Raw genomic sequence first — 3,209 nt, forward strand, 5'->3', positions numbered from 1 at the left:
TGCTGCCCGACCTCCTTGAGCCGTTCCTTGGGGATGCCCCGCCCCCGGGTCACGTTCTCCAGGAACGGGACCACGTCGTCCGGGCCTTCGGGGCCACCGAAGGACAGCAGGAGCAGGGCGTCATAGGGGCGGGTCGACAGCGTGGCGTTCACGAGGGTCCTCTTGGATCTGTATGTCCGTGCAGGTAAACGTTCATCCGGGAGTACCGGTCGGACCTTCTGCGCAGATGCACTTCGCCAGTGGAACGTCCAGCACATCTCCACCGAAGCACTCGGCAGTGGGCATTACCTGGCGGCCGGCAGCCTGGGGGCAAGGCCCATCCGTCGGCCTTCGCGGATCGTCTCAGAACTGCACCGGAAGGCAGACGAGCATGGTGAAGGCAGCGCGGTTCAGCAGAGCTGGCTGGTGGCCTTCTTCCCGCCGCCCTGACGCGTGGTGCGGAAGCTCGGCCGCTGGAGGCCCCCGGGGTCAACCCTCTCGGGGGCAGCATGCACGGGGCGGCTGCGATGACACCGAGCGAAATGGCAGCTGTCAGGGCGGTGACGTACTTGGGCGGTGACACGCCGGTCCTTTCTCCTGCTGTTCATCACGGGCGTGAATGCCGAGAGTGGTCACCCCATCCTGCTGAGGCGACCGCTCATGGCCGGTGGAACTTGCGTCCGGTGTCAGGCGCATGGATGCAGAATCTGCGTACGGGAGATTCGCGCAGCCCGGATGGGCGCGACGCCCTCTCCTGCGAAGGCAGGCGCCGTCGCCGTCACCACGCGGCGGTTGAAGATGTCGGGCTTGCTTCGATCCGCCGCTTACCGTCGAGTACCCTCCGTGAGCTCGGGCGCGGAAGTCCCTTGGAGCATTGCCGGCGTACCGATCTCCGCTCCGGCCGGAATCGCGGCCGCCCCCCCTCGACGCCGCGCGAGCGACTCCGCCGCGGCCTGGCGCGGGTGCCTTCTGCGCCAATAGGGGTTGTCATGGGACAGCTTGCTGGACACCCTTCCGTACATGCCGAACGTGAGGATCAGCAGCCCCATGACAAAGCTGAACATCACGTTGGTCATGCCGAAGTCCAGGAAGTTGGCCGGACGGTCGAGCACGAACAGGTGATAGAAGCCGCTGAGCAGGAACGCACCGCCCACGGTCATGTTCACGGTGGAGGCCGTGTTCCCACCGACGAGTGCCCCTGTCAGGAGGAGAAGTCCGGTCACCACCGAGATCACGCTCAAGGCGGTATTGGTGGTCATCCCCACGATCCGGTCACCGGACGTGGAGAACGGACTGAGCGCGTCGGCGAAGCCCAGGCAGCCGAACACGAGCAGGACGCACCCGCACAGGGCGGCGCCCCATCGGTACACGGTGGCGAGGTGGTGATCTACGGGAAGTTCATCCTTGAGTCGCACAATCGTTTCCCTTGCCTTCGAGCCACTTCACTCAGCCCCAAGAACGCCGAGTCCGTAGCGGACCGACGCCCCAGAGGCACCTTTTGTGACGCTTCAGCGAGGACTTCTCGACACATCTGCGGCCCGGATGCGGCCCTTCACTCGATAGATCGATCTTTCACCCTTTCGCCCTAACGGAACTGCGTCCTCATCTGAAGAAGTGCTGGACCATCCCGCCACGGGCGAACGCGCAGTTCGCGGCCCGGATGGAAGACGTGCTGGCCGTCTGTGCCCGGCCCTACGACCCGGCGCGTCCGGTCGTGTGCATGGACGAGAAGCCCTACCAGCTCCTCAGCCATGTCCGTGACCCGCTCCCCGCCCGCCCAGGTCACGACGCCCGCCAGGACAGCGAGTACGTCCGCTGCGGCACATGCTCGATCTTCGTGTGGACCGAACCCTTACGCGGGTGGCGCCGGGTCCAGGCACTGGCCCGGCGGACCCGGACCGACTGGGCCGGCCAGGTCAAACAGCTGCTGAGCGTGGACCATCCCGAAGCCGAGACCGTGGTGCTGGTGATGGACAACCTCAACACCCACAGCATCGACTCGCTCTACGAGGCGTTCGAACCAGAAGAGGCCTTCGCCCTGGCCCAGCGCCTCGAGATCCACCACACGCCCAAGCACGGGTCATGGCTCAACATCGCCGAGATCGAACTTTCCGCACTGACCCGCCAATGCCTCGACCGCCGGATCGGTGACCTCGACACGCTCAACACCGAACTCTCCGCCTGGCAGAACGCCACCAACTCCGACCAGCGTCAGGTGGACTGGCAGTTCACCACCCACGACGCACGCATCAAACTGCGCCACCTATACCCCAGAAATTAGCTGCGACAACCTACTAGTAGCGGGCGGCCGACCCCCCTTAGAAAGCTCTACAGCGGGCAAAGGTGAGGATCGAGGACAACGACACGTCCGCGAGACCGCGTTGCCGAAGCCGAAGGCGCGCTTTCGGAGTATCTCAACGTGACCATGTCGCTCACCCGGGGCGAAGGTGGACTACACCACTCCTCGAGGCGAAAGCAGGCACGGTTCATGGCGACCTTGTGCAGACCTTCCGTGTCCGTTCCGGAACACGTCATCACGTTGGAGGAGACGCTGGAGCTGGCCCGCTCCCGCCACTCCGACCACCCCCAACTGCCGCTGGCGCTGCGCCTGATCGAGAACACGGGGGTGCGTACCCGGCACATCGTGCAGCCGATCGAGAAGACGCTGCAGCACCCCGCTTCGAGGACCGCAACAAGATCTACGTCGCGGAGGCGAAGGCCCGGGTCCCCGCCGTCGTGCAACGGGCGCTCGACGACGCCGAACTGCTCACCACCGACGTCGACGTGATCATCTACCTCTCGTGCACGGGTTTCATGATGCCCTCGCTGACGGCCTGGCTGATCAACGAGATGGGCTTCGACCCCACCACCCGTCAGATACCGATCGCCCAGCTGGGATGCGCGGCGGGCGGCGCGGCGGTCAACCGGGCGCACGACTTCTGCACGGCCTAGCCGAAGGCCAACGCGCTCATCGTGGCCTGCGAGTTCTGCTCCCTCTGCTACCAGCCCACCAGCACCTCCTCGGCCCGCTCCCGCACCGTCTGGGCCGGCCGGGACGCCCGATGCGCGTAGTAGGTGGAACGGGCCACTCCCAGCACACGGCACAGAAAAGCAACGCTGTGACCTGCAGGATTGGTATCCGATGCCTTCTCCGCATCGATGAAACGACACCGTGCCGCGGTGTCTACCTCATCTTGTCCTGGGCGAAGAAAGCGGTCGCTTTTCCCAGA

At 65.3% G+C, this 3,209-nt stretch carries 3 protein-coding genes and 1 pseudogene; 2 read left to right on the forward strand and 2 right to left on the reverse strand.

The window, feature by feature from the left end; translation table 11 throughout:
* Both ABT296_RS38455 and ABT296_RS38460 read right to left on the reverse strand, forming a co-directional pair.
* A partial coding sequence (locus tag ABT296_RS38455) for a ferrochelatase (protein ID WP_351934781.1) occupies positions 1–152 on the reverse strand: 152 nt, incomplete at its 3' end.
* Positions 153–803: 651 nt separating this feature from the next.
* Positions 804–1,394, reverse strand: a complete 591-nt coding sequence (locus tag ABT296_RS38460) for a DUF4383 domain-containing protein (RefSeq protein WP_351934779.1) — start codon at positions 1,392–1,394, stop codon at positions 804–806.
* 179 nt (positions 1,395–1,573) lie between these two features.
* On the opposite strand from ABT296_RS38460, the gene ABT296_RS38465 reads away from it, so the two are divergent.
* Together ABT296_RS38465 and ABT296_RS38470 are read left to right on the forward strand one after the other, a co-directional pair.
* The gene (locus ABT296_RS38465; RefSeq protein ID WP_351934783.1) at positions 1,574–2,260 is read left to right on the forward strand and encodes an IS630 family transposase; all 687 of its coding nucleotides are present in this window, start codon (positions 1,574–1,576) and stop codon (positions 2,258–2,260) included.
* 207 nt (positions 2,261–2,467) lie between these two features.
* Positions 2,468–2,991, forward strand: a pseudogene (locus ABT296_RS38470) (type III polyketide synthase); the annotation flags it as partial.
* Between the last annotated feature and the right edge of the window lie 218 nt (positions 2,992–3,209).

The organism is Streptomyces sp. NPDC000983 (assembly GCF_040299205.1).
Taxonomy (GTDB): domain Bacteria; phylum Actinomycetota; class Actinomycetes; order Streptomycetales; family Streptomycetaceae; genus Streptomyces.